General features: G+C 66.7%; 12 protein-coding genes. 6 read left to right on the forward strand and 6 right to left on the reverse strand.

What is annotated here, in order from left to right; translation table 11 throughout:
• Nucleotides 1–107: 107 nt before the first annotated feature.
• Genes cobJ through cobG form a run of 4 tightly spaced genes read right to left on the reverse strand, consistent with a single transcriptional unit; the run spans nt 108 to nt 4,462 of the window.
• Complete coding sequence (gene cobJ, locus AC0Z2B_RS00405) at nt 108–1,811, reverse strand: precorrin-3B C(17)-methyltransferase (RefSeq protein WP_476294732.1); 1,704 nt, start codon at nt 1,809–1,811, stop codon at nt 108–110.
• On the reverse strand, nt 1,811–2,545 hold the full coding sequence (locus tag AC0Z2B_RS00410) for a precorrin-2 C(20)-methyltransferase (RefSeq protein ID WP_476294733.1): 735 nt from the start codon (nt 2,543–2,545) through the stop codon (nt 1,811–1,813). Before AC0Z2B_RS00410 ends, cobJ begins: the two co-directional genes overlap by 1 nt.
• On the reverse strand, nt 2,542–3,168 hold the full coding sequence (locus AC0Z2B_RS00415; RefSeq protein WP_476294734.1) for a precorrin-8X methylmutase: 627 nt from the start codon (nt 3,166–3,168) through the stop codon (nt 2,542–2,544). Before AC0Z2B_RS00415 ends, AC0Z2B_RS00410 begins: the two co-directional genes overlap by 4 nt.
• The gene (gene cobG, locus AC0Z2B_RS00420; RefSeq protein WP_476294735.1) at nt 3,161–4,462 is read right to left on the reverse strand and encodes a precorrin-3B synthase; all 1,302 of its coding nucleotides are present in this window, start codon (nt 4,460–4,462) and stop codon (nt 3,161–3,163) included. Before cobG ends, AC0Z2B_RS00415 begins: the two co-directional genes overlap by 8 nt.
• A gap of 118 nt (nt 4,463–4,580) precedes the next feature.
• On the opposite strand from cobG, the gene cbiE reads away from it, so the two are divergent.
• Genes cbiE through AC0Z2B_RS00435 form a run of 3 tightly spaced genes read left to right on the forward strand, consistent with a single transcriptional unit; the run spans nt 4,581 to nt 7,577 of the window.
• Nucleotides 4,581–5,792 carry a precorrin-6y C5,15-methyltransferase (decarboxylating) subunit CbiE gene (cbiE, locus tag AC0Z2B_RS00425; protein WP_476294736.1) on the forward strand — a complete coding sequence of 404 codons (1,212 nt, stop codon included), beginning with the start codon at nt 4,581–4,583 and terminating at the stop codon, nt 5,790–5,792.
• On the forward strand, nt 5,785–6,870 hold the full coding sequence (locus AC0Z2B_RS00430; RefSeq protein WP_476294737.1) for a cobalt-precorrin-5B (C(1))-methyltransferase: 1,086 nt from the start codon (nt 5,785–5,787) through the stop codon (nt 6,868–6,870). Before cbiE ends, AC0Z2B_RS00430 begins: the two co-directional genes overlap by 8 nt.
• Entirely contained in the window at nt 6,867–7,577 is a 711-nt protein-coding gene (locus AC0Z2B_RS00435; protein ID WP_476294738.1) for a cobalt-precorrin-6A reductase, read from the forward strand. The genes AC0Z2B_RS00430 and AC0Z2B_RS00435 overlap by 4 nt, the downstream gene beginning before the upstream one ends.
• Nucleotides 7,578–7,719: 142 nt before the next feature.
• On the opposite strand, the gene AC0Z2B_RS00440 is transcribed toward AC0Z2B_RS00435, so the two are convergent.
• Nucleotides 7,720–8,241 (reverse strand): carbohydrate binding domain-containing protein, encoded by a 522-nt coding sequence (locus AC0Z2B_RS00440; protein ID WP_476294739.1) that lies wholly within the window; start codon nt 8,239–8,241, stop codon nt 7,720–7,722.
• Nucleotides 8,238–8,822, reverse strand: coding sequence for a hypothetical protein (locus AC0Z2B_RS00445; protein WP_476294740.1), 585 nt, complete (start codon nt 8,820–8,822; stop codon nt 8,238–8,240). Before AC0Z2B_RS00445 ends, AC0Z2B_RS00440 begins: the two co-directional genes overlap by 4 nt.
• A 211-nt stretch (nt 8,823–9,033) precedes the next feature.
• Between AC0Z2B_RS00445 and AC0Z2B_RS00450 the strand changes: the two genes are divergently transcribed.
• From AC0Z2B_RS00450 to AC0Z2B_RS00460, 3 genes are all read left to right on the forward strand, one after another.
• Nucleotides 9,034–9,480 carry a copper chaperone PCu(A)C gene (locus AC0Z2B_RS00450; RefSeq protein ID WP_476294741.1) on the forward strand — a complete coding sequence of 149 codons (447 nt, stop codon included), beginning with the start codon at nt 9,034–9,036 and terminating at the stop codon, nt 9,478–9,480.
• A gap of 3 nt (nt 9,481–9,483) precedes the next feature.
• Nucleotides 9,484–9,885 (forward strand): DUF2946 family protein, encoded by a 402-nt coding sequence (locus AC0Z2B_RS00455; protein WP_473005220.1) that lies wholly within the window; start codon nt 9,484–9,486, stop codon nt 9,883–9,885.
• An 87-nt stretch (nt 9,886–9,972) separates the two neighbouring features.
• Nucleotides 9,973–12,030 (forward strand): TonB-dependent copper receptor, encoded by a 2,058-nt coding sequence (locus tag AC0Z2B_RS00460; RefSeq protein ID WP_476294742.1) that lies wholly within the window; start codon nt 9,973–9,975, stop codon nt 12,028–12,030.
• The last annotated feature ends 24 nt before the right edge of the window (nt 12,031–12,054 follow it).

A 12,054-nucleotide genomic window follows, 5' to 3' on the forward strand; every position in this document is an offset into this window, starting at 1 on the left:
AGGTAGGGCAGCATCCGCTGCACCGGCATTGGGAAAAAACGCCCGGCTGCAGCAGTAGCCCACGTGTCGGTGAATGACCTTGCGTGGCTACCCCTGCATGCACATGTTCAGGCTGGCTTGTTGGGATACCAGCGCGGCGTGTACACCCAACTTCCACCTTCCGCACGGGGGAAGGTACAGGTGGTGGAAGAGCCCACCAGCACCATGGTGCGCATGTCCACCTGTTCAGGTGTCAGCTCACCCAGGGTGATGTTGCGCAAGGTCTGGCCCGGGCGGCCAATGTCGCGGCCCAGCACCACCGGTGTGGCCGGGGTGCGGTGCAGGCGCACGATTTCCAGGGCGCGGCCCAGCTGCCAGGGGCGCGAGCGCGAGATGGGGTTGTAGAACGCCAGCGCCAGGTCGGCCTGGCAGGCCAGGTCCAGGCGCTTCTCGATGATGTCCCACGGCTTGAGGTTGTCCGACAGCGACATCACGCAGAAGTCATGCCCCAGCGGCGCGCCGGCCTGGGCGGCGGTGGCCAGGCTGGCCGAGACGCCCGGCAGGATCTCCAGCTCGACGTTGTGCCAGGCGCTGTCGCTGGACTCGTGCAGCGCTTCCAGCACGGCCGCCGCCATGGCGAACACGCCCGGGTCACCGGACGACACCACCACCACTGAACGGCCCTGGGCCGCCAGCTCGAAGGCATGCCGGGCGCGCTGCATTTCCTCGCGGTTGTCGGTGCAGTGCATCACCTGGTCAGGGCGGAACGGGCCGGCCATGCGCACGTAGGTCTCGTAGCCGAGCACGTCGTTGGCACGCGCCAGCTCGGCCTTCACCGCCGGCACCATCAGCTCGGCAGCGCCAGGGCCCAGGCCGATCACGGCCAGGCGGCCACGCACGCGGCCAATGCTGGCCACGTCCAGCGGCTGCTTGGCCACGGCGATGGCCAACTGCGGGTTGACGCTGAGCGCCGGCAGCAGTTGCGGCACGGCCTGTTCGGCCAGGGCGCTGACGCTGGTTGCCGGCGCAGCGAAGCGCAGGGCCACACCCAGTTCACTGGCGGCGTCACGCAGGGCGGCGCTGGCCATCTGCGTGTCGCAGGCCAGCAGGCAGGCCAGCGACGGCAGCGCGATGCGCGCCTGTTGCAGCGCGGCACGCACGCTGGCGGCGATGTCCGCCAGCCCGGCGTCGACGGCCACCAGCACGTTTTTCGGGTAGATCAGCAGCTCGTTGGCCGCCGGCTCACGCGCGGTGCAGCCCACGTGAATGGCCAGCTGCGCGTGCTCATCCTCAGGCAGGTGCGCCTGGGCCAGCCACGGCGCAGCGCCTTCGATGCGCACGCTTTCGCCGGCCAGCAGGTCGCTGACGAAGCGCTTGCCCAGCTCCAGGTCCGCCAGGGCGTAGCCGGCGGGCGGGTTGAGCAGACAGGTGCCGAAACGCAGCTCGCCGCTGGTGGTGATGGCTGCGGCCACCCCCAGCCCGGCGCCCAGCTGCCGGGCGATGACGTTGACGCCGCCCAGGCCGCCGAGCAGCGGCACCACGGCGCTGCCGTCCTCGGCCACGGCCAGTACCGGCGGCTCGGCGCCCTTGTCGAGCAGCACGCTGGCCAGGCAGCGAATGACGATACCGGCAGCGCACAGGGCGATGATCGGCGTGTCCTGCTGGTACAGCTGGCGCAGGGTGTCGCCAAAGTCGTGGTAGTCACGGTCCGCGCCTTCCACCCGCGCGGCCAGGCCGTGGATCAGGGCGTCAGGGTAGATCTGCTGGATGCGGCGCGCAGTGGCCAGGCTGCCATTGCCGAGGATGACGATGGCCGGTGCATTGGAATTCATCAGCCCTGCCACCTTTCGCCTGGAACAATGATCAGCGAGAAGTACGGCGACGACGTCGGGTCCACCTCATCGATAGGCACGATCTTCTGGTTGGCCATGGTCGCGCGCTCCACGTACAGCGCACGCTCGGCCAGGCCCAGCTCGGCCAGCACTTCACGCACCTTGGGGAAGTTGCGCCCCAGCTTCATGATCACCGCCGCGTCGGCGTCGGCCAGGCGGCGCTTGAGCTCGTCGGCCGGCAGCACGCCGGACAGCACCGACAGGCTCTGGTTGCGATACACCAGCGGCGCGCCCAGCACCGAGGCGCCGCCGAGCATGGAGCACACGCCAGGAATGACCTGGGCTTCATAGCGGTCGGCGAGGCGGTCGTGCAGGTACATGTACGAGCCGTAGAACATCGGGTCGCCTTCGCAGATCACCGCCACGTCCCGGCCGGCGTCCAGGTGCGCGGCCACGTCCAGGCTGGCAGTGTCGTAGAAGTCGCTGATCACCTGTTCATAGGACAGCGGCGCCGGCAGCACCTCGGTGGTCACCGGGTACACCAGCGGCAGCAGGGTCTGCGCCTGTTGCAGGTGCGCCTCGATGATGCCGAAGGCGTTGCCCTTCTTGCCCTTGGCGACGAAATAGGCCACCACCGGCGATTCACGCAGCAGGCGCAGGGCCTTGACCGTGATCAGTTCCGGGTCGCCCGGGCCTACGCCCAGGCCCAGCAAACGTCCGCGAGCCTGCATCATTCGACCTCCGTGGCCAGGGCATTGACCGCAGCCGAGGCCATGGCGCTGCCGCCGCGACGACCTTCGACGATGACGAAGGGAATGCCACGACTGTCAGCGGCGAGCATGGCCTTGGATTCGGCGGCGCCGACGAAGCCCACCGGGAAGCCGAGGATCAGCGCTGGCTTCGGCGCACCGGCGTCGATCATTTCCAGCAGGTAGAACAGTGCAGTCGGCGCGTTGCCGATCACCACCACCGCGCCTTCCAGGTGCGGGCGCCACAGCTCCAGGGCCACCGCCGAGCGGGTGTTGCCCAGTTCCTGGGCCATGGCAGGCACGCTTGCGTCGCGCAGGGTGCAGATGACTTCGTTGTTGGCGGGCAGGCGCGCGCGGGTAATGCCCTCGGCCACCATGCGCGCGTCGCAGAGGATCGGCGCGCCCTTGGCCAGCGCGTCACGGCCGGCCTTGCCGGCACCGGGCGAGAAGCGCAGGTACTGCACCACGTCCACCAGGCCGCAGGCGTGGATGACCCGCACGGCGAGTTTCTCCAGGTCTGCGGGGATGCCGCTCAGGTCCGCCTCCGCGCGAATAATGGCGAAGGAGTTGCGATAGATCTCCTGACCGTCGCGGATGTAATCAATCATGGTGTTGCTCCGTGGGCAGGCGTGCCAGCAGGTCGCTGGCGGCGTGCAGGTCTAGATTGCGCGCGCGCAGGGCACCGAAGCCCGGTTGCCCGGCGTCACGCAGATACAGGTCGTAATGGCCGGCCGAGGTGGCCAGCAGGGTGGCCGGCGCCACGTGGGCGGCGGCGCAGGATCGGGGGCAGCCACTCAGGTGCACGGCTTGCGCGGCAGGCAGCAGGGTGGCCAGCAGGCGGGCGTCGGCCTTGGTATCGGCCAGGCCCTTCTTGCAGCCATCGCTACCGGTGCAGGCGATCAGTTGCGCCAGCGGCTCGCTGGCGCTGCACAGCAGGCCCAGGGCCTGCAGGTCGGCAGTCAGCGCCGGGGCTTCCTCCACGTTGGGGATGACCAGGCTTTGCCAGGGCGTCAGGCGCAGGCTGCCGTCGCCATACTGCTCGGCCAGCCGCGCCAGCCCGCGCATCATCGGCGGATCAAGACGGCCCAGGGCTGGCGCAGCGCCGACGAACACTTTGCCAGCCTGGCGCTGTGGATAAGTGCCCAGGCAATCGCTGCCGGCCTTGGGCACCGGGAACGGCCCCAGGCGCATCGTGACGGCCAGCGGGGCAATGAACGCCTGGGCGCTGACGTGCTCCAGCACATGGCGCATGCGCGTCTGCTGCGGGCTGGCCAGGTCGAGGAAGCGCTCCAGCACGGCCATCACCAGGTCATGGCCCTGGTGTAGCGGCACCGCCGCCAGCGCCTGGCCCGGGCAGCCCGCCAGGCCGAAGCCCAGCCAGGTGGCGCCGTCCAGCTGCACCGGCGCCAGCCACAGGTCATGGGCATGCTCGTGCATGGCCAGGGCCTCGCCGCCGTCCAGCAACACGGCGAACTTGGCCGACAGCTCATGCAGACGCTCGCGGCTTTGCAGGCTGTCGAGAATCTGCGCGGCCAGCGGGCGGGTGTCGAACAGCATCTGCGGGTCGATGCCGGCGCTGGGGCTGAGCATCAGGTTGCGCACGTCGTCGCCACCACTGCTGTCGCTGTTGCGTGGCCCCAGCCCGGCGGCCAGCAGGCCTTCGAGCATGGCCGGGTGCGAGCCGCGAATGCCTCGGATCTGCAGGTTGGCGCGGTTGGTGGCCTCGATCACGCCGCCGGCGAAGCGCTCGGCGGCATCGGCCACGGCGCGCGCCTGGTCGGCGCTCAGTTCACCACCGGCCAGCTTGATGCGGCAGATGCCGCCATCCAGCGCCTGGACGATGCGCAACAACCCCGGGCAGGCCGAGGGGCGGATCGAAGCAGTGGGCTGAGGTGGGCTCAAGAGGGCATCCGGCAATCGTGAAAAGGCGTTGTGAGTGTAGAAGGCGCGGTATTATGCCTGCTTTGTCCGAGCGCATGAAAAGCCTGCCGGTCGGATTAGCTGGTTATGAGGAAGATTCATGTCACCCTGGCTGACTATCGTGGGGATTGGCGAGGACGGTTACCCCGGCCTCGGCAAGGCCGCGCGCCACGCCCTGTTGAACGCCACACGTGTTTTCGGCAGCCCGCGCCAGCTTGAATTGCTGCCCCACTGCATCCGCGCCGAGCGCCAGCAGTGGCCCAGCCCATTTTCCCTGGCAGCGGTGCTGGCGTTGCGTGGCAGCCCCGTGTGCGTGCTGGCCAGCGGCGACCCGATGCTGTTCGGCGTGGGCGCCAGCCTGGCGCGCCAGGTGGCCGACGACGAACTGCTGATTCACCCGGCGCCCTCGTCGCTGTCGCTAGCCGCCGCCCGCCTGGGCTGGCCGTTGCAGGACGTCGTGACATTGTCGGTGGTCGCGCGCCCGGTGGCCGCGCTGAACGCACAACTGGCCAACGGCCTGCGCCTGCTGGTGCTGAGCAACGACGGCAGCAGCCCTGCGGCCATCGCCAGCCTGCTGCGCGAGCGCGGCTACGGCGCCAGCCTGATGAGCGTGCTGGAACACCTGGGCGGCCCGGCTGAACACCGCCTGGCCTTTACCGCCAACGACTGCCCCGAGGCGCCCGTGGCTGACCTCAACGTGGTGGCTATCGACTGCCGCGCCGCCGTCGACGCCCCGCGCCTGTCGCGCCTGGCCGGCCTGCCCGACAGCGCCTTCCGCCACGACGGCCAGCTCACCAAGCGCGACGTGCGCGCCATCACCCTCGCCCGCCTGGCGCCGCAGCCCGGCGAACTGCTGTGGGACGTGGGCGCTGGCAGCGGCTCCATCGGCATCGAGTGGATGCGCGCGCACCCCAGCTGCCGCACCCTGGCAGTCGAGAGCGACGACGGCCGCCAGCAGTTGATCGAGCACAACCGCGACGCCCTTGGCGTGCCCGGCCTGCAACTGGTCCGTGGCCGCGCGCCCCAGGCGCTGGAAGGCCTGGAACGCCCGGACGCGATCTTCATCGGCGGCGGCGTCACCCGCGAGGGCGTGTTCGAGGCCTGCTGGCAGCAACTCAAGCCCGGCGGCCGCCTGGTGGCCAACGCCGTCACCCTGCAAAGCGAGCTGGCCCTGGCCCACTGGCGTGAGCAGCACGGCGGCGACCTCACCCGCATCCACGTGGCCCAGGCGCAGCCGCTGGGCGCGTTCGACACCTGGCGCCAGGCGCTGCCCATCACCCTGCTGGAACTGGTCAAACCCCTCGATGCGTGACGAAACCGCCGAACAACCCGCGCCCCTGCGCAGCGGCCTGACCACCGGCAGCTGCGCCACCGCCACCAGCCTTGCCGCCGCGCGCCTGCTGCTGACCGGCCAGGCCCTGGACGCCGCGCAAATCACCTTGCCCAAGGGTAAGCAGGTGGAAATGCGCCTGGAGTTCTGCCGGTTGCTGGAGGGCGGCGCCGAGGCCGGCACCTTGAAAGACGCCGGCGACGACCCGGACGTGACCCACGGCGCCCTGCTGTACTCACGGGTACGCCTGATCGACGCCGGCATCCGCTTCGTCGCCGGTGACGGCGTGGGCACCGTCACCCGCCCCGGCCTGGTGCTGGGCGTGGGCGAGCCGGCGATCAACCCGGTGCCACGGCGCATGATCACCGAGCACCTGACCGCCCTCGCGACGGAATGCGGCTACACCGGCGGCTTCGAAGTGACGGTCAACGTGCAGGACGGCGCCGCCCTGGCGCTGAAGACCATGAACCCGCGCCTGGGCATCCTCGGCGGCCTCTCTATCCTGGGCACCAGCGGCATCGTCCGGCCGTTCTCCTGCGCGGCCTACATCGCCTCGATCCACCAGGGCATCGACGTCGCCACCACCAATGGCTACATGCACATCGCCGCCTGCACCGGCAACGCCAGCGAAGACACCATGCGCCGGGTGTACAACCTGCCGGAAATAGCCCTGATCGAGATGGGCGACTTCGTCGGCGCGGTGCTCAAGCACCTGCGCAAGGTGCCTGTGGATAAGCTCAGCCTGTGCGGCGGCTTCGGCAAGATCAGCAAGCTGGCGGCCGGGCACATGGACCTGCACAGCCGCCATTCGAGCATCAACTTGGAGCAGTTGGCACAGTGGGCGGCCGATATCGGCGCCGATGGCGACCTGCAGGCGACCATACGCGCGGCCAACACCAGCCAGCAGGCCTTGGCCATGGCCAGCGCCGTCGGGGTCAAGCTGGGTGATGAAGTGTGCCGCCATGCCCTGGCCTTCGCCCGCAGCGTGGTGCCGGCGCAGGTGCAGGTCGAAGTCTTCGCCATCGACCGGGTGGGCGGCATTGTGGGGGAAGCGCGTTGAAACGGATTCTGTTGCTGGGCGGCGTCACCGAGGCGCTGGCGATTGCCCGCACGCTGGGGCCGGAACATATCTACAGCCTGGCGGGTGTGGGCCGGGTACCCACGGACCTGCGCTGCCAGGTGCGAGTGGGTGGTTGCGGCGGTGCCGAAGGGCTGGCGGCGTTCATTCGTGCCGAGGGTGTGGACCTACTGATCGACGCGACCCATCCCTATGCGGCGCAGATCAGCGCCAATGCCGTGTTGGCGGGCTCACTGGCGGGCGTGCCCTGCTGGGCCTTGCGCCGCCCGGCCTGGCAGGCACAGGCCGGCGATGACTGGTGCGAGTTCGACGGTTGGCCGGCGTTGATCGAGGCGCTGAAACCCTTCGAACGCCCCTTGTTCACCTTGGGCCGCGAACCGTTGCAGCATTTGCACGAGATTCCCGAGCATCAGTTCTGGACCCTGCGCGCCCTGGAAAGCTGCCCGGGCAACGAACGCTGCGAGGTGATCGGCGCGCGCGGGCCGTTCCATCTCGAGGATGAGCGGGCGTTGTTCGAGCGGCGGCAGATTGATGTGTTGATCAGCAAGAACAGCGGCAGCGGTGCCACCGAGCCCAAGCTTGAGGTGGCGAGGGAGTTGCGCGTGCCGGTATTGATCCTGGCTCGGCCGCCGCTACCTGCCGCCGACCGTGAATTCAATTGTGTCACCACATTGCTCGAAGCCCTGTAGCAGCTGCCGCCAGGCGGCGTCCTCGGCTGAACCCGGGACTTCTGGCGGGCAGCAGAACCGCTGACGCGGCCTGGCGGCCGCTGCTACGGGGGCTGTCGTGGAGCAATCGCCGCGGTTGTCCGCCAGTGCCCGCTTCAAACCCTCAACGTTTAAATTCAAGAGGTTCCATTACAAACTGCCCTGCAAGCACGGGGCCGGCTTCAACTGCGGCCAACTTCAATAGCCGGTCATCCCACTGCGCAATCTTTTGGCTATTGAAAATTTCCTCAACACCCACATTGAATTGAAAACGAAAACGCAATTCGCCGGAGATGTCAGGAATTTCGAAAATCCGCTCATAATTCAGCCACGCTTCGGTAACTACCCTGAAATCACTTAACAGTGCACCTTCGCCTTGAGGATTGGTGATCAAAGCTCCATAACCAAAAACCCTGGACGGCTCCGTATCAGCATCACGTGCCCAGGCTCGCGCCCTGAGTGACAGTTTGAACAAGCCCGGCGACACGGTAAATGTCTGGAGAAGAATTTTTCGTGGGTCGCGGGGATACAGCAGCGCGTAATACTTTCCTTCTTCCTCTACGCGCTTGACGGACTGGCCATCGACTCTCCACCCCTTCCAGTCAGGGTCTTGAAAATCGCCGTTCACAAAATAATTGGTTGTCATATCAACCTCCGCCCAGCACTACCAGCAATCAGGCTAGCGCGGATGCTTGAAAGGCTGGATGGCCATGGCTCTCCCGCTTTTCGGAAATCCACTTTTGGATGATCCTGATGACGATTTTCACTTGGAAAAAGCTCAAAGTCACGTACCAGTGCCGGCCCCTTGCGAAATTCCCCTACATCACCGAACAACACGTTGACGCCAAGGGAAAACCTTATATCACTACCCAACTCATCAGCATTGACATCAAAATTAACCCGTTCAAATCGAAAGGTGGGGCTCGCACTTAAAAACCCTTGCACAAAAAGGGTATCATCTGCCCCACCGATAGCCAGCATATAAATAACCAGCCGCAACGTTTCTTCCTCACCTTCGAGCCTATCGGCTGCATACCCAAAGCTTAAAGTATGAGGCCCGGTAGCTAAACGTCCTTGCTGGCCAAAAACCACATTATCTGATGACAACGGCGCCAGCCTGGCAAAATAATCGTTACCATCTTCCCGCAAGGAAGTCTCGTTCGGAGATACGTCCCACCCTTGAAAGTCGCCAGTTCCGAAGCTGCCATTTACAATAATGTTGTTCATGATTGTCCCTCCGGCAAAAATTGAAATTAGTCCCGCAGCGATATAAATCGCAAGTCATGTATAAACATTTTCGACATAAACAGTTTCTTTGCTCTTGTTACTCCATGTAGCCGCAGCCTGGCGGCAGCGGCTACAGTGGATGCGCGCCACGGGTGTATCGTGGATAATCCCCCGCTGCCGTCATCCCACACGCTGCTCATGGAAAGCCACCATGCTCAAGAAAGTGCTGTTAGCGTTGACCCTGCTGCTGCCCGCCTTCATGGCCCAGGCCAAGGACATCCAGGTGCTGCAACCCTGGTCCCAGGAACTGCCACCCAACGCCCCCACCGTGGCGGCGTACTTCACTATTCGCAACGACGGCAACAGCGCCGACCGCCTGCTGGGCGCCGACAGCCCGATTGCCGGCAGCGCCGAGATCCATCAGCACATGGACAGCGACGGCATGATGAAAATGGCCCCCGTGGAAGCCGTGAACATCGGCGCCGGCGAGCAGGCTACCTTCCAGCCCATGGGCTACCACGTGATGCTGCTCAACCTCAGCGACCGCAGCCAGTTGCACGATGGCGGCCAATTCCCGCTGACACTACACTTCAAGCAAGCCGGTGATATCACCGTGCAAGTAGTGGTCATGAAGCAGCCCCCGGTAGCCAACCCTTAAACCATGAGCCGCGCGCACCACCACAGGCCCCATGCCCCGCCCAATCGGCGGGCGACCTGGCTAAGCCTGTTCGCCATGCTGATGATGTTCATCGGCCCGCTGGTTTCCCAGTCGATGCCGATGGACCACGACCGCGCCATGCCCATGGAAATGTCCATGGACATGCCGGGCATGGACATGGGCGGCCATCATGGCGACCCCTCGCTGCACCCCATCTGGGAAAAGTGCGGCTATTGCAGCCTGTTCTTCCACACCCCGGCCCTGCCCCAGGCGCCCGGCTACCTGCCACTGGCCAAGCCACTGCCCGTGGCCGGCCTCATCGCCCCCACCCGCCAGGGCCACGCCGCCCAGGCCGTGTTCCCCGGCGCCCGTACCCGCGCCCCGCCTGCCATCCGCTTCGCCTAGCCCCTGCTCACGTCGTGTTTCCCACGCTGCCCTCGCGGCGGCGGGCGTGCACCCGTGCCTTTGTGACTGATCGAAGTTGGATAAACCATGTCCAGGTCTACTGCTACCTTGTTGCTGTCCCGTAAACGGACGGCCGCCGCGCTGTGCGGCACGCTTTTCTGCCCTGCGGCCTTTGCCGCCGAACTGGTCGACGCCACCGAACTGAGCCCTACGGTGATCACCGCCGTGGCCCCCAGCTCGCCCTTGACCGTGGTCACCAACCCCAAGGACCCGCGCCAGCCGGTGCCGGCCAGCGATGGCTCCGATTACCTGAAGACCATTCCCGGCTTCTCGGCCATCCGCAGCGGCGGCACCAATGGTGACCCGGTGCTGCGCGGCATGTTCGGCTCGCGGCTGAATATCCTCACCAACGGCGGCAACGTCTTGGGCGCCTGCCCCAACCGCATGGACGCGCCCACCTCCTACATCGCCCCGGAAACCTTCGACCGCCTGACCGTGATCAAGGGCCCGCAAACCGTGCAATGGGGCCCCGGTGCCTCTGCCGGCACCATCCTGTTCGAGCGCGAGCCCGAGCACTTCGGCGCGCTGGGCAGCCGCTTCAACGCCAGCCTGCTGGCGGGCTCCAACGGCCGCTTCGACAAGGTGGTGGACACCGCCGTGGGCAACGCCGACGGCTACGCCCGCTTCGTCGGCAACACCTCCCAGGCCGATGACTACAAGGACGGCAACGGCGACACCGTGCCCTCGCGTTGGAACAAATGGAACGGCGACGTGGCCCTGGGCTGGACGCCTGACGCCGACACCCTGCTGGAGTTGACCGCCGGCAAGGGCGACGGCGAATCGCGCTACGCCGGGCGCGGCATGGACGGCACCCAGTTCAAGCGTGAAAGCCTGGGGCTGCGCTTCGAGAAATCGAACATCGGCGAAGTGCTGGACAAGGTCGAGGCCCAGGTCTACTACAACTACGCCGACCACGTGATGGACAACTACACCCTGCGCACCCCGTCCGGCACCGGCATGATGGGTGGCGCCATGGCCAGCAACCCCGACCGCCGCACCCTGGGCGCACGCATCAAGGCCACCTGGAAGTGGGCCGACTGGCAGCTGCTGAGCGGCATCGACGCGCAGACCAGCCAGCACCGCAAGCGCAGCGCCATGGGCGTGGACGCTTACAAGGACGTGCCGCGCAGCAAGGACGCCGACATGCAGGACGTCGGCGTGTTCAGCGAGCTGACCTGGTACGCCAGCGGCAACGACCGGGTCATCGGCGGCGCCCGTGTGGACCGCGCCCAGGCGCGCGACTATCGGCAAACCACGGGTTCCGGGATGAGCGCCATCGCCAACCCCACGGCCGATGAAACCCGCGAACAGACGCTGCCCAGCGGTTTCCTGCGCTACGAACATGACTTGGCTGCCGTGCCCGCCACCACCTACATCGGCCTCGGCCATGTGCAGCGCTTCCCGGATTATTGGGAGCTGTTCTCCCCCACCTCCGGCCCGGGCGCGGTCAACGCCTTCCACGACCTGAAACCGGAAAAAACCACGCAACTGGACTTCGGCGTCCAGTACAAGACCGAACAGCTTGAAGCCTGGGCGTCCGGCTACGTCGGCCAGGTGCGCGACTTCATCCTGTTCGACTACAGCGGCATGAGCTCCCAGGCGCGCAACATCGACGCCCGCATCATGGGCGGCGAACTGGGCGCCGCCTACCGGCTCACCGAGCGCTGGAAAGCCGACGCCACCCTGGCCTACGCCTGGGGCAAGAACAGCAGCGACGGCCGCGCCCTGGCGCAAATGCCGCCGCTGGAATCACGCCTGGGCCTGACCTACGCCCAGGACAACTGGAGCGCCGGCGCCCTGTGGCGCCTGGTGGCTGCGCAGGACCGCGTCGACATCGGCGCCGGCAACGTCGTCGGCAAGGACTACGAAAAGAGTCCCGGCTTCGGCGTGTTCTCGCTCAACGGCGCCTACCGCATCAACCCGCACCTGAAGGTCAGCGCCGGCGTCGACAACCTGCTCGACAAAAGCTATTCCGAGCACCTGAACCTGGCGGGCAACGCCGGCTTCGGCTACCCGGCCAGCGACCCGCAGGCCGTGAACGAAACCGGCCGCACGCTGTGGACCAAGGTTGATTTCAGCTTCTGAACCCTTCGGCGGCGCGCCTGGATC

Source organism: Pseudomonas sp. GYB4201 (assembly GCF_056312595.1).